The sequence below is a fragment of the Paraburkholderia sp. CI2 genome, assembly GCF_014201055.1.
Classification (GTDB): domain Bacteria; phylum Pseudomonadota; class Gammaproteobacteria; order Burkholderiales; family Burkholderiaceae; genus Paraburkholderia; species Paraburkholderia tuberum.
In genome coordinates, this window is the sequence record NZ_JACHDL010000019.1 from 107,539 (window position 1) to 120,960 (window position 13,422).

Here is a 13,422-nt window from a genome sequence, read left to right on the forward strand (position 1 = left end):
CAAACAGAACGGAACGTACACGCCAATGGATCGACGCACTTTCATGCTCACCGGTGCATGCCTCGCGACGGCCGCGGGCGGCGCATGGCCGTGGCTCGCGCAAGCCGCCGCGTGCGCTGACGATGCGCGCGCGTTCGCGATCGTCGACTCGACGCTCGAATGCGGCGCGTCGTTCGCACGCTATGCCGCGCATCTTCGCTTGCCGACCTTCGAGACCGGCGACGATGCGGGTGCGCTCTGGTTCACCACACTTGCGCCACTGCTCGACGATGGGCGGACCCCGCACGTGATGCCCGCGCTGATCGGCTTCACGCGCGCGTCCGATTACTTCGTCCTGCAACACCTCGCGCTTCGCACGGGACGCTTCGTCGAGCATCGTCACGAAGCGCGCGAGGGGCTGGATGCGCAACCCGCCCACGTGGCCTTCGCGCTGACGCCGCGCAGCGCGCGCTAGAACTTGTAGTCCTTGTTCTTCGGATCGAAGGTCGAATCGTCGAATGTCTTCGGCGTGATGCTCTCGAACACGATCTGCTCGAAAATCTTGCCGTCGTTGTCGTAAGACTGGACGCTGCGAAAGAACGGATGACGCAGATCGAGCCCGAGCGTTTCCTTTTTCGAGTAGAACTGCGGCTGGCCGACCGGTGTTTCGAACGTGAACGCGACGACGCGCACACCGTCGATGGTCTTCACTTCGATCTGCACCGAACGAGGCAAGCCGGCCTCGGTGTATTTTTTTCCTTCACTCAGGTATTGATCGGCAACGTACTCGGTGCCGAGATCGCGCACGCTGTGATTCGATTGCGAGCGTGCGAGCGCGCCGGTCAGCGACGTCCACAACGGCATCACGTTCATGATGCCGCCGAGGTGGCCGTAGGTTTCGTCGCTACGTTTCGATTCGTCGTAGATGATTTCCTGGCCCGCGTGCGCGCCGTCGGGCAGCCACTTCGCGTAGATGCGCAGCGGGTCGTGCGCGACGCGCACCAGCATGTGATCGGGCTTGTCGGGCCAGATGCCGCGAATGCGCTCGGAGCGCGACATCGTGAACTCGTACGACGGGTAGTCGTTCGGCCCTTCCTTGATATAGCGCGGCAGCGCGAGCGGATCGAGCGACTGGAACAGCGCGACCAGTTGCGCGTCGTCGAGCTTTTCGAGCGTGCCGCTTTGCTGCGCGGCGCGCAGCCATTTGACCTGCTGGTCGAGCGTGAGCTTGCCGACCTGCGCGGCCGGCGTGGTGGGCGGCTTGACGGCGCTCGCGGTGTTGAGCGGGGGCGGGCGGTCGTCGTTCTGCGCGAAGGCCGTCGGCACCGACAGCAGGCCGAGCGCGACGAGCAGCGCACCCAGCAAGCGCTGTCGCAGGCGATGCGAACGGGCGGACATGCGGTGCTTCATGAATTTCTCCAGAAAGTGACGCGGCCGCTCATGCAACATGCAAGGCAATAACGCGAAGCAACAAAGCAACAACGCTTTGAAGCAACGCTTATTCCCGTCAGGCAGACCTCTGTTTCGCGAGTTCCTCGTCGCGCAACGCACGGCGCAGAATTTTGCCGACGTTGGTTTGCGGCAGCTCGTCGCGGAATTCGACGAGCTTCGGCACCTTGTAGCCAGTCAGATTCTTGCGGCAGTACGCAATCACCTGCTCGGCGGTCAGTGTCGGCGTGCGCCGCACGATGAACACCTTCACGCGCTCGCCCTGCGCGGGGTCGGACACGCCGATCGCGGCGACTTCGCGCACGTCCGGATGCGCGGCGATCACGTCCTCGATTTCGTTCGGATACACGTTGAAGCCCGACACGAGGATCATGTCCTTCTTGCGATCGATCAGACGGATAAAGCCGCGCGAGTCCATCACGCCGATGTCGCCGGTCGCGAGCCAGCCGTCGTCGTCGATCACCTTCGCGGTTTCGTCGGGGCGGTTCCAGTAGCCCTTCATGACCTGCGGGCCCTTCACGCACAGCTCGCCCGCCTCGCCGATCTTGGCCCAGCTGCCGTCGTCTTTCCTGAAGCGCACCTGCGTGGACGGCGCGGGCAAGCCGATCGAGCCCTCGAAGTCGCGCAGATTGGTCAGATCGACCGGATTCATCGAGACGATCGGCGAGCACTCGGTGAGTCCGTAGCCCTCGATGATCGGCTTGCCCGTCACCGCCTTGAAGCGCTCGGCGACGGCTTTCTGCGTCGCCATGCCGCCCGCCATCGCGAGCTTCAGGTCCGAGAAGTCGCGCCGACAGAATTCCTCGTTGTCGAGGAACGCGTTGTAGAGCGTGTTGACCGCGGTCATGCCGGTGAATTTTTCGTGACGGATGATCATCATCACGCGCTTCATGTCGCGCGGATTCGCGATCAGGATGTTGCGCCCGCCGAGCCCCATGAAGATCAGCGCATTCACGGTCAGCGAGTAGATGTGATAAAGCGGCAGCGGCGTGAGCACCGTTTCGCCCTCGCCGGACAACTGCCCCGCGGCCCACGCCTTCGCCTGCAACAGATTGGCGAGGATGTTCCGGTGCGTGAGCATCGCGCCTTTCGCGACGCCGGTCGTGCCGCCCGTGTATTGCAGGAACGCAATGTCTTCGTGGGTCGCGCGCACCGGTGTGTGCGGCCGCGCATAACCGGCCGAAAGCGCTTTCAGGAGCGGCACTGCCTGCGGCAGCTTGTAAGGGGGCACCATCTTTTTCACGTGACGCAGCATGAAATTGAGCAGGTGTCCCTTCAGGTTCGCGCCGTCGGCGAGCAGATCGCCGAGCCCGGTCACGATCACGTTGCGCACCTTGGTGCCGGGCAATGCATCTTCGAGCGTCTTCGCGAAGTTCTCGAACACGACGATCGTCTGCGCGCCGCTGTCCTTTAGCTGGTGCGCGAGTTCGCGCACCGTGTAGAGCGGATTCACGTTGACGACCACCGCGCCCGCCTTGATCGTGCCGAACAGCGCGACCGGATACTGGAAGGTGTTCGGCAGCATGATCGCGACGCGCTCGCCCGGCTCCACGCCGATGCTTTGCAGGTACGCCGCGAACGCGCTCGCCTTGCGGCCCAGTTCACCGTACGTCAGGTTCGCGCCGACGCTCACGTACGCGACGCGCTCGCGGAACTGTGCGATGCATTCGTCGAAGAACTGATCGATCGACTCGTATTGCGTGACGTCGATGTCGCGCGGCACGTCGTCCGGATAGGACGCGTACCAGATGCCGTCGGTGTTCGGAGCGGGGTGGGGCACCGGGTTTTGACGAGGCGTGCCGCCTGCGTCCGGCACGTGCAGCGGGGCTTGGGTGGGCTCGGTCATCGGTTGCCTCCTGAAAATGTTGGTATGCGCTGCCGCACTAGCGTTCCAGAATCGCGACGACCCCCTGGCCGCCCGCCGCGCAGATCGAGATCAGCCCGCGTGCGCTGCCGGCCGGTTTGTCGAGTTGCGCCAGCATCTTCGCGAGCGCGGCGACGATACGTCCGCCCGTCGCCGCAAACGGATGGCCGGTCGCGAGCGAACCGCCGTTCACGTTGAGCCTGGTGCGGTCGATCGCACCGAGCGCGCCGGCGAGGCCAAGCTGCGTGCGGCAATATTCGTCATCCTGCCATGCCGCGAGCGTGCCCAACACCTGGGCCGCGAACGCTTCGTGGATTTCGTAGAAATCGAAGTCCTGCAACGTGAGGCCGGCGCGCGCGAGCATGCGCGGCACCGCGTAGGCGGGCGCCATCAGAAGGCCTTCCTGCTTGTCGAAAAAGTCGACCGCCGCGGTTTCCGACCAGCTCAGATACGCGAGCACGGGCAAGCCACGCTCGGCCGCCCACGCTTCGCTCGCGAGCAGTACCGCGGATGCGCCGTCGGTCAGCGGCGTCGAGTTGCCGGCGGTCAGCGTGCCCGCGTCGCGGTCGAACACGGGCTTCAGGTTCGCAAGCCTTTCGAGCGACAGGTCGGCGCGCAGGTTGTTGTCGCGCGCGAGGCCTTTGTACGGCGTCATCAGATCGTTGACGAAGCCGCGCGCGTACGCATCGGCGAGCTTGCGATGGCTCTCGTACGCAAGCACGTCCTGCGCCTCGCGCGAGATGTTCCAGCGCTTGGCCGTCAGCTCGCAATGCTCGCCCATCGACAGCCCCGTGCGGGGCTCGCCGTTGCGCGGCAACAGCGGCTTGAACAACATGCCGGGCCGCAGCCTGCTGAGCGCGGCGATACGCTGACCGGTACTCTTGCCGCGATTCGCTTCGAGCAGGATCTTGCGCATGCGCTCGTTGACGCCGATCGGCGCGTCGGACGTGGTATCGACGCCGCCCGCGATGCCCGCGTCGATCTGCCCGAGCGCGATCTTGTTGGCGACGAGGATCGCGGCTTCGAGGCCGGTGCCGCAGGCCTGCTGCACGTCGTAGGCGGGCGTTTCCTTCGCGAGCGTGGTGGACAGCACGGACTCGCGCGTCAGGTTGAAGTCGCGCGAGTGCTTGATGACGGCGCCCGCCGTGACTTCGCCGAGACGCACGCCGTGCAGGTCATAGCGATCGATCAGCCCTTGCAGCGTGAAGGTCAGCATGTCCTGATTCGATGCGCTCGCGTAAGCGGTGTTCGAGCGGGCAAACGGAATCCGGTTGCCCCCGATGACGGCGACGCGGCGCACGGCAGGTTGCGGGTGGGACATGCTCGGCTCCTTTGGGTCGTTCCCAGATTATTGGTCGATGCGAACGGCGCGCTCGCGGTTCACAGCAGCCGCCACTGCATGCGCCCGCGCAAATGCGGCTTTTCCCCGGCGATATCGCGCACCTCGAGATCGCGCTCGATCAGCGAAGGCGATGCGCTCCACAGCGACGCTTCGCCCGGCAGCAGCATCGGCACCTTGAACTCGGCGCTGAGCGTTGCTTGGGCGAGCGGCTTCGGCGGCTGCAGCGACGACGCCGCGCGCGCGAGCGTCCACATGCCATGCGCGATCGCGCGCGGAAAGCCGAACGCCTTCGCCGACAGCGCACTGATGTGGATCGGGTTGTAGTCGCCGGACGCGCTCGCGTAGTCGCGGCCCAGTTGCGGCGCGAGCTGCCAGCGCGCGATCCGTTGCAGCGCATCGGGACCGAGCGTCAACGCTTCGAGCGGATGGCCGAGCGCCGGCACCGCGCGCTTCAGGTAGATGCTGTCGCCGTCCCACACCGCCTCGCCGCGCCGATAGATGCGCGTATGCACGACGAACGCCTGGCCCTTGTCGTGACGCAGCAGCGCGCCGAATTCGACCTCGATGCGCAGCAGGTCCTTGTAGGCGAGCGGGCGGCGCAGCCGCACGTGATTGGCCAGATGCACGAGACCGAGCGCGGGCCACGGAAACGCGGGGTCGGTCAGCATCAGCAGATGCAGCGGAAACGCGAGCAGGTGCGGGTAAGTCAGCGGCACGCCGTGCTCGGGAATGAAGCCGCACACGCGCGCATAGCGCCACACGGGGCCGGGCTCGAGCACGACGGCGGGGCGCACGAGCCGCAACGGCGGCAGCCGCGTGTCGCGGCCGCGCTTGACGATGCCCGTCAGCGCGCGCCCGTACAGCTTTGCCGGGGAGGGCAGCGTTTCGATGACGACGGTTTTCGGCCGCGCGCCGTCGCCCGGCGCGGGAGCGAGCTGACGGCTGCCGAACGGATCACGCGGTTCGTCCATACCCATGCTCCCGTTCAGGCGCCAATCAGGCTTTGACCGCACACGCGCACGACCTGGCCCGTCACGCCCGCCGAGCCCGGATGCGCGAGCCACGCGATGGTCTGCGCGACGTCGACGGGCTGGCCGCCCTGGCTCATCGAGTTCATGCGGCGGCCGGCCTCGCGGATCGCGAGCGGAATCTTCGCGGTCATCTGCGTTTCGATGAAGCCGGGCGCGACCGCGTTGATCGTGATGCCGCGCGCGCGCAGTGGCGGCGCCATGCTCCGCACCCGGCCGATCACGCCAGCCTTAGACGTCGCGTAGTTGGTCTGGCCGGGATTGCCCGCAATGCCGCTGATCGACGACACCGCGACGATGCGCCCGCCGTCGCGCAGGATGCCGCCCGCGAGCAGCGCGTCGTCGATGCGTTCCTGCGCGCTCAGGTTGATGTCGATCACGCTTTGCCAGACGGCGTCGGTCATCTTTGCGATGGTCTTGTCCTTCGCGATGCCGGCGTTGTGCACGACGATGTCGACGCCGAGCTCGTCGAGCGCGGCGGCGATCTGCGCGGGCGCTTCGGGCGCGGCGATGTCGAACGCGAGCGGGCTGCCGTTCAGCTGCCGCATCGTCGCATCGAGCGCGTCGCGCGCGGACGGAATGTCGAGGCCGATCACATGCGCGCCCTCGGCCGCGAGCACGCTCGCAATTGCCGCGCCGATGCCGCGTGCCGCGCCCGTGACCAGCGCACGCCGGCCGGCGAGCGGCTGGCGCCAGTCGAACGCGGGCGCGTCGTGCGGCAGCGCGCCATGTGCCGCGATCCGCACCACCTGACCGGACACATAGGCCGAGCGCGGCGACAGGAAAAAGCGCAGCGTCGCCTCGATGGCGTTTTCAGCGCCTTCCTCCACGTACACGAGATTCGCGGCGATGCCGCGCCGCGCTTCCTTGCCGAGCGAGCGCACGAGCCCTTCGAGCGCGCGCTGGGCAGTCCACTGACGCGGGCTCGCGCAGGCCTCGGGCGGCCGGCCCAGCACGACGATGCGCCCACACTTGCCGAGCGAGCGCAGCGTGTCGTGGAAAAAGCCGTGCAGCGGTTCGAGCAGGCTGCTGTCGTCGATACCGCTCGCGTCGAACATCAACGCGGCAAGCTTGCCCGGCGCACCGGCTTCGGCCGGCTCGAAGCGGCCGGTCATCAGGCCGTGGCGATGGGCGAGCGGCACCCACAGCCCGGCGCTTTCGTGCGCGACGCTCGTCATGCCGATGGTGGCGATCAGACTCGCGAGCGCGTCGAACAGGCGCGGCTCGCGGCCCGCGCCGATCGCGATCAGTCCGTCGAACTCGGGCCGGTCCGCGCGATAGCGCCGCAGCACCTCGGGCTTCGGCAGCCCGAGCGCGCGCGCGAGACGGCCGCCGAACGGCGAGTTGACGAACTTCAGGTAGGAGTCGGTCATGTTATCGGTTGCTCTGCTGGACGCGCCGCGGGCAGCCCCGTGATTTTCAGGGGCGCCGGACGTGTGTCAGTGTGCCTTGAGTTGCGTGACTCGGGTACGGTTTGCCGCGCCGGGTCGGTAGTTTTTTCTGCGTGAGCGCGCGCATCAGGCCACCAGTTCCAGCGCCTTTTCGAGCGCCTGCTTGCGCTGTTGCAAGCTCGCGAGCAGGTCGAAGTCGGCCGGGAAATCGTCGACCTTGACGACCTGCGCGCCGTAGCGCGCGTAGTCGTCGAGCACGCGCCGCTCGTCCGCGTCGACGAGGCCCTGGCGTTGCGCCGCATCGGTCCATGCGGCGAACTGCGGCAGGCTTTGCGGCAGCGGTTCGAGCAGACCCTGCTTCACCGCCTCGCGCAGCTTCTGCTCGATTTGCGCGAACTGCGGATTGAGCGCGAACGCGAGCTCGCCATAGCCGAGCGCATCGACGTCGGGGTGCGGCACGTACGAGTCGGCGACGAGCCGCTCGCGCGCGGCGCCGGGCGTTTGCATCAGTTCGGCGATCTCGCTGCCGAGCCGGTCCGACGGCTCGCGATGCGGCAGGCCGAAGGGGAATGCGAGCACACGCACGAGCGTCGCGGCGACCCGGTTCGGGTAGTTCGCGAGCACGCCGTCGAGCGCGTGCTGCGCCTTGTACAGCGCATCCTCGACGCCCCACCGCACGAGCGGCAGGTCGTCGTGCTGTCGGCCTTCGTCCTCGAAGCGCTTTAGCGTCGCCGAGATCAGGAACAGCTGCGACAGCACGTCCCCGAGGCGTCCCGAGATGCGTTCGCGACGCTTCAGATCGCCGCCGAGCACGAACATCGACACGTCGGCGAGCAACGCAAACACGGCCGACAGACGTGTCGCCGCGCGATAGTACGCATGGAGCGGCGCATACGCGCGGCGCGGCTTCGCGATCAGCGCGCCGCCGCTCAGCCCATACACGGCGCTGCGCACCACGTTCGACACCGTGAAATTCACGTGACCGAAGAACGCCGCGTCGAACTCGCGCAAGGCTTTCGCGCGATCGGGCTCGCGCGTCGCCGTCATTTCCTTCAACACGTACGGATGGCAGCGAATCGCGCCCTGGCCGAAGATGATCAGACAGCGCGTCAGAATGTTCGCGCCTTCGACGGTGATCGAGATCGGCATTTGCTGATACGCGCGCGCCAGAAAGTTCGACGGCCCCATGCAAATACCCTTGCCGGCGACGACGTCCATGCCGTCGTTGATGACCATGCGCGCGCGCTCGGTGATGTGATATTTGGCGATCGCCGACATGACGGACGGCTTTTCGCCGAGGTCGACCGCCTGCGCGCACAGGCGGCGCGCGGCGTCCATCACGTACAGGTTGCCGCCCATGCGGCCGAGCGCTTCCTGCACGCCCTCGAACTTGCCGACTTCGGAATGATCATGCCGAGAAAGCCGTGCTGCTTGATGAACTGCCATGTTGGCGGCGACAGGTCCTGCCAGACCATCGTGGTTTCCCAGTCGTTCGCGAGGTCGCACAGCTGCTCGCATTCGACGTCGAGGAACGTCTGCTCTTCGGCGCTGAGCATGGCCGGGCCATAGCCGAGCAGCGTGTCCCAGTGCGGGCGGCCCGAGAACAGCTCGGCGTCCCACCAGACCGTGCCCGCCTCGATCGCGTCGCGCTCGGTCGGCGACATCTGCGGCAGGATCTTGCGGAACGTGTCGAGCACCGGTTTCGCGAGCCATGCGCGGCGCAGCGGTTTGATCGTCAGCACGAGGGCGGGGAGTACGAACACGATCGCGAGCAGTGTCGTCAGCAGCGGGCCGGCCGCGCCGCTCGCGAGCGCGGCCGCGACCCAGACGATCAGCGCCGCGAGCCACCATGAGGCGCGGGCCTGAACGTAGACGAGAGCGAATGCGGCGATGACGAGCGCCAGGATGAACCACGGCATGACGTTTCCTCCTCTGTGGTGACGCAATCGCCGGGCCAGCTGCGAGTCGCGCTCTTGCGTCGGGCGTTACCGCGTCTTACCGACTCGACTGACGGGCACGGCGCAGCTGCGCAACGTAGAGGTACTGCCCGGGTAAGCGAGCTCGATCGGGTTCCATGTACGACGTGTGGTGGTTACGTCGAGTGATGACGCGATGACGTCGTCAGGCGGTGCCGTGCAACCTATGCTGATAGCTTGCCGGCGCCGCTTCCATAGTGCCGCCGCGGCTGTTGCTGTCGAACGTGTCGCGTGCCACTGCGCACCCGGCCGCCTCGCCGCTGGTATGTTCTTGCGCACTGGCGAACGTGCCGTCCACGCCGCCGTCGGTCGCATCGCCGAGCACGGCGCCGAACGCGGCCAGTTGCGTGCCGTCCGGCAGCGGCGCCTTCAGCGCGGAGACCATCAGCGACGCCAGGCGCGCGATGAGTTGCAGATCGTTCATCGACTTGCCTTGCGAGAACTCGGCAATCAGGCTGTCGGTATCGGTGCCGGCGAGCACCCCCGACAGCGCGCCGATCGCGAAATGCAACCGCCAGCCGAGCTCCTCGCGCGGCAGATGCGGCAGCGCGCGCTGGAACGCGTCGAAGAAGCGCATCGCCACCGCTTCGTAATGCGCGTTCAGAAAGTCGCGGATGAACGACGAGGGATCGGTGTAGGCGCGCCCGAGCAGGCGCAGAAACGCTTTGCCGCCGACACGCGGATCGCGCGACAGACGCAGCGCCGGAATGAACATCGCGCCGAGCACGTGCTCGCAGGTCAGGCGCGCGCCGAGCATGACGTCGAAACGGTCGAGCAGCTTCAGGCGCTCCCGGTTCAGCTGATCGAGCCGGCGTGACAGCATCGAGTGAATCAGCGATTCCTTGCTGCCGAAGTGATAGTTGACCGCCGCGAGATTGACTTCGGCGCGCGAAGTGATCTGGCGCAGCGACATCGCCTCATAGCCGCATTCGATGAACAGCGTCTCCGCGGCGTCGAGAATGCGTGACTTCGTATCGCCGGCAGGCCGGCCGGGTGTGCGAACTGCCATGTTGCCGTCTCCGAGTTGCCGGGGCTGCCGGCTCGCAAACACGCGATTCAAATCGATATTTGAAACGACCGTTTTTTAGGATAAGAAAGGATGGTCGGTGCGATCAAGGGACGGGCTCGACGAACTCCTCTAGAAGACCTGTCGGGGAGCCATGCTGGCGAAGCGCGGCGCGTCATGCCGCGCGGAAAATAAAAAGGCCGTTCCGAACGAATCGGAACGGCCTCGTGTCGTGTTGCGATGTAATCTGGCCTTGCGCTCGACGATCGGGTTGATCCGGCTCCCACGCGTTGACGCGTATTGGCTAGCCGTCTGGTTCGAAAGCCTCGAGCTCTTAAACTTGTCCTCCGACCGCGCCGCCCGTCGATTCCGCGCCGACGACTTCACGCGCGGACTGCGTCATGTCGATGCCGCGGCGCTCGCGGCTGAACGGAATCAGCGCGCAGATCAGGATCGCGACGATGCCGATCACGACCGCCATCACGAGCGCGTAGTTGTTGCCGTGCAGTTCGGCGATTTTCGCTTGCAGCGGCCCGTTGACCGACGCGATCAGATTGCCCAACTGATACACGAGACCGGGGAAGGTCGCGCGGATTTCATCGGGCGAGATTTCGTTCAGGTGCACCGGAATCACGCCCCAGGCGCCTTGCACCGAGATCTGCATCAGGAACGCGCCGAGCGCGAGCAGCATCGGCGTGGTCGAGAAGACCCACAGCGGCAGCACCGGCAGCGCGATCAGCGCGGCGATGAAAATCGCGCGCTTGCGGCCGATCTTCTCCGACGCCCAGCCGAAGAACAGACCCCCGCAGATCGCGCCGATGTTCAGCGTGATCGTGATCCACGACACCGTGTGCGCATCGAACTGGTGCTGTACGCGCAGGAAGGTCGGATACAGATCCTGCGAGCCGTGCGAGAAGAAGTTGAAGGCGGTCATCAGGATGATCGCGTAGATCGACAGACCGACGTTCTGCTTGAGCGTCGCGACGAGGCCAGGACGGACCTTCTTCTCGAGCGTCTTGAACGCGGGCGACTCCGGCACGTGCGCGCGAATGTACAGCACGAGCAGCGCGGGCAGCACGCCGACGAAGAACATGCCGCGCCAGCCGATGTGTTGATAGAACAGGCCGAACACGATCGAGGCGAGCAGGTAGCCGCTCGGATAACCGGCTTGCAGAAGACCCGAGACGATACCGCGCGACTTCGGCGGCACGGTTTCCATGGTCAGCGCGCCGCCGACCCCCCATTCGCCGCCCATCGCGATACCGAACAGCGCGCGCAACACGAGCAGCGTCATCAGGTTGGGCGACAGACCGGACAGCAGTTCGAGCAACGAGAAGCACGCGATGTTGAGCATCAGCGTCGGACGGCGGCCGTATTTGTCGGCGAGCCAGCCGAAAATCAATGCGCCGAGCGGGCGCATCATCAAGGTCAGCATGATCGCGACCGCGACCGACGGAATGTCCGTATTGAATTCCTGCGCGATATCTTTCAATACGAACACCATCAGAAAGAAATCGAATGCGTCGAGCGTCCAGCCTAGATAGGCGGCGATCGTGACGTTTCTCTGTTCCCGAGTCCAGCTCATCGATTGTTCTCCTGAGTCTCCACAAAACCGCGTTTGATCGCGGACGGCACCGTAGCCCTTGCGCCTTATGGCAAGCGCTTCACGGCGAGTGTACGCCGAGCATTAAGCGTCTGCCTGGTTGAAGCCGGTTTTCTCCGTGTTAATCCGGAGAGCAATTTTCGTGCTGAATTCGTCATGCATGTTTAATGTCGGAAAAATGTAATTGCCGGTTCGATTCATGTTTGTATTTTGTAATGTTTATCGGGATTTCCCAGCGCCCATTTTTTATGAAGTTTATGGCAATGGCGTTTTGACGGGGCGGCCCGTGCCGGTCCGCGCGCCGCATCGAACCTTCATGTACAGTTATTTCGCCAACTGATCGACATATCGCTATGTCCTTGACGCCATCGCCTTCGTTGCTCGACGAGATGCTCGACGCTGTCGCGCGTCGCTATCGCCTGCCGGCGCTTGCGGCCGTCTGCGCGCCGACGCAGCAAGCGAGACCCGCCACCGTGCTCGCGCTCGCGATCGAGCAGGCTCGTGAGGCGAGCGCGCGTGGCGAAGCGCCGGATGCGGCGAACCAGCGCTTCTTCGTCGAGGCGCTCGCGCGCATGATTCGGGAGGCGATGCGCGAGGAAGCCGGCGACCCGGTGTTTCAGGCGATGCTGCTACGGCATCGCAGCACGGTGGTGCGCGAGTACGCGTCGCTGGCCGCGCACGCGAGCGTCGATCGCCGGCTGATCTACGCGGCCGTCAATGCGATCGCACATCCGGCCAAACAGCAGCGGCTGCTACCCGGCCTGCAACGCGACGCGCTGGCGCGTCTGCACGCGCTGGCGTTCGCCGAAGCGTGGCCCGAGCTGGCCGAAGCCGTGCAAGCTTGCATCGATACGCCGCAAATCGCGCACGACGCGGCGCTGCAACGCGGCCTCGCGCAATTGCTGGAGAGTGCCGCTTTGCAGCGCTTGCGCCGTCTTTACGCGCTCGCGTCCGACGAGCGCGTGCGTCAGTACCAGACGCTGTGGGATCGCCAGGGGCCGCGCCCGGGAAGCTCGACTGCCGTGGCACGAGGCTTGAGTTCGAAGCAGCGCGGCGCCGCGGTCGAGGCATCGGCCGCCGATGCGCTAGAGGCGCTCGCGCGGCGCCTCAATGATGCGCAGGGTGCGCTCGCCTCGTACCGTGTCGTGAACTCGATGCGCGTGCCGGCCGCGATACCCGCGAGCCACGAGCGCGCGAAAACCGAATGGGACGTGGTGCTGCTGCGCCAGGCACAGCCCCCGGCCGACGCGGCGGCGTGGGACGTATGCCTGCTCGTCGAAGCGAAGGCATCGGTCGATGCGGCCACCTCCGATCTGCCGCGGCTCGTGCGTGGACTGACGCTGCTTGCGCATGCGGACCCGCACACCGTCTACCCGTTTCGGACGCAGCAGGGGACGGTGGGTTTGAGCGGCGCGTCGCTCGCCGCGCTGACGAGCGACGGGGCCGCTCTTCGCAGGACCGTGCTCTATTGCTGCGACGCCCCCGTCGAAGCGGCGCCGCGCGTGCTGGGCCCTGCGAGCCGGATGCAGCTGCTGTCGGCGCACACCAGCCTCGATTTCGCGGCCGCACTGGCGGATGGCCGCGATGCCGATTGCGCGGTGCTGGAACCGGTGTGGCATCAGTTGCTCGAATCGCCGAGATGGCGGACGGCGCTCGACCAGTACGCGACGCTGCGCGAGGTCCGCGAATTGATGGTTCATCCGGACGACTTGCGGGCCGCCGTCGGCATCGCCGACGCAAGACGGTTGAGCGCGGCGCGCTAGGCCTGCCAGGTCTGCCAGGTC

General features: G+C 66.1%; 9 protein-coding genes and 1 pseudogene. 2 read left to right on the forward strand and 8 right to left on the reverse strand.

Annotation, left to right across the window (positions count from 1 at the left end):
- Positions 1-25 precede the first annotated feature (25 nt).
- A complete protein-coding gene (locus HDG32_RS24210; protein ID WP_184071265.1) occupies positions 26-454 on the forward strand; it encodes a hypothetical protein in 429 nt (142 codons plus the stop codon).
- Here the strand turns inward: HDG32_RS24210 and HDG32_RS24215 are convergent.
- From HDG32_RS24215 to HDG32_RS24250, 8 genes and pseudogenes are all read right to left on the reverse strand, one after another.
- Complete coding sequence (locus HDG32_RS24215) at positions 451-1,389, reverse strand: DUF1571 domain-containing protein (RefSeq protein ID WP_184071267.1); 939 nt, start codon at positions 1,387-1,389, stop codon at positions 451-453. The genes HDG32_RS24210 and HDG32_RS24215 overlap by 4 nt on opposite strands.
- Positions 1,390-1,486: 97 nt before the next feature.
- The gene (locus tag HDG32_RS24220) at positions 1,487-3,274 is read right to left on the reverse strand and encodes an AMP-binding protein (protein ID WP_184071269.1); all 1,788 of its coding nucleotides are present in this window, start codon (positions 3,272-3,274) and stop codon (positions 1,487-1,489) included.
- A 37-nt stretch (positions 3,275-3,311) separates the two neighbouring features.
- A complete protein-coding gene (locus HDG32_RS24225) occupies positions 3,312-4,613 on the reverse strand; it encodes an acetyl-CoA C-acetyltransferase (protein WP_184071271.1) in 1,302 nt (433 codons plus the stop codon).
- Positions 4,614-4,672: 59 nt separating this feature from the next.
- Positions 4,673-5,605 (reverse strand): MaoC/PaaZ C-terminal domain-containing protein, encoded by a 933-nt coding sequence (locus HDG32_RS24230; RefSeq protein WP_184071273.1) that lies wholly within the window; start codon positions 5,603-5,605, stop codon positions 4,673-4,675.
- 14 nt (positions 5,606-5,619) lie between these two features.
- Positions 5,620-7,035 (reverse strand): 3-oxoacyl-ACP reductase, encoded by a 1,416-nt coding sequence (locus tag HDG32_RS24235; protein ID WP_184071275.1) that lies wholly within the window; start codon positions 7,033-7,035, stop codon positions 5,620-5,622.
- A 144-nt stretch (positions 7,036-7,179) separates the two neighbouring features.
- Positions 7,180-8,972, reverse strand: a pseudogene (locus HDG32_RS24240) (acyl-CoA dehydrogenase domain-containing protein).
- A 202-nt stretch (positions 8,973-9,174) separates the two neighbouring features.
- A complete protein-coding gene (locus tag HDG32_RS24245; RefSeq protein WP_184071277.1) occupies positions 9,175-10,038 on the reverse strand; it encodes a TetR/AcrR family transcriptional regulator in 864 nt (287 codons plus the stop codon).
- A gap of 331 nt (positions 10,039-10,369) precedes the next feature.
- Positions 10,370-11,620 carry an MFS transporter gene (locus HDG32_RS24250; protein WP_184071280.1) on the reverse strand — a complete coding sequence of 417 codons (1,251 nt, stop codon included), beginning with the start codon at positions 11,618-11,620 and terminating at the stop codon, positions 10,370-10,372.
- A gap of 371 nt (positions 11,621-11,991) precedes the next feature.
- Here HDG32_RS24250 and HDG32_RS24255 point away from each other — a divergent pair, with 371 nt between their 5' ends.
- Positions 11,992-13,401 carry a 3-deoxy-D-arabino-heptulosonate 7-phosphate synthase gene (locus tag HDG32_RS24255; protein ID WP_184071282.1) on the forward strand — a complete coding sequence of 470 codons (1,410 nt, stop codon included), beginning with the start codon at positions 11,992-11,994 and terminating at the stop codon, positions 13,399-13,401.
- The last annotated feature ends 21 nt before the right edge of the window (positions 13,402-13,422 follow it).

Bases quoted from the DNA above. Each gene is read 5' to 3' on its own strand.
- HDG32_RS24230 (WP_184071273.1), bottom strand. From the start codon at position 5,605: ATGGACGAACCGCGTGATCCGTTCGGCAGCCGTCAGCTCGCTCCCGCG.
- HDG32_RS24245 (WP_184071277.1), bottom strand. From the start codon at position 10,038: ATGGCAGTTCGCACACCCGGCCGGCCTGCCGGCGATACGAAGTCACGC.
- HDG32_RS24225 (WP_184071271.1), bottom strand. From the start codon at position 4,613: ATGTCCCACCCGCAACCTGCCGTGCGCCGCGTCGCCGTCATCGGGGGC.
- HDG32_RS24255 (WP_184071282.1), top strand. From the start codon at position 11,992: ATGTCCTTGACGCCATCGCCTTCGTTGCTCGACGAGATGCTCGACGCT.
- HDG32_RS24235 (WP_184071275.1), bottom strand. From the start codon at position 7,035: ATGACCGACTCCTACCTGAAGTTCGTCAACTCGCCGTTCGGCGGCCGT.
- HDG32_RS24250 (WP_184071280.1), bottom strand. From the start codon at position 11,620: ATGAGCTGGACTCGGGAACAGAGAAACGTCACGATCGCCGCCTATCTA.
- HDG32_RS24210 (WP_184071265.1), top strand. From the start codon at position 26: ATGGATCGACGCACTTTCATGCTCACCGGTGCATGCCTCGCGACGGCC.
- HDG32_RS24220 (WP_184071269.1), bottom strand. From the start codon at position 3,274: ATGACCGAGCCCACCCAAGCCCCGCTGCACGTGCCGGACGCAGGCGGC.
- HDG32_RS24215 (WP_184071267.1), bottom strand. From the start codon at position 1,389: ATGAAGCACCGCATGTCCGCCCGTTCGCATCGCCTGCGACAGCGCTTG.